Annotated in this window: 1 pseudogene; it reads left to right on the top strand. The window is 62.9% G+C overall.

The window, feature by feature from the left end:
- Nucleotides 1-112: 112 nt before the first annotated feature.
- Nucleotides 113-210 (top strand): annotated as a pseudogene (tnpB, locus tag AC0L2U_RS34830) (IS66 family insertion sequence element accessory protein TnpB); the annotation flags it as partial.

Here is a 210-nt window from a genome sequence, read left to right on the forward strand (position 1 = left end):
CGGAGGATTCCAGATTTGGCAGACCCCGGCTGGCACGAGGACGGCTCCGCCACAAAATCTCACCCGATGCATAAGAACGGTTAGGTGGCGCGCCACCTAACCCTTCTCCGGGGCGCTGTTCGTGTTCCGGGGCAAGCGCGGCGACATGTTGAAGATCCTGGCCTGGGACGGAAGTGGGCTGTGTCTGTTCGCCAAGCGCTTGGAGCAGGG

The organism is Mesorhizobium sp. WSM4808 (assembly GCF_055811675.1).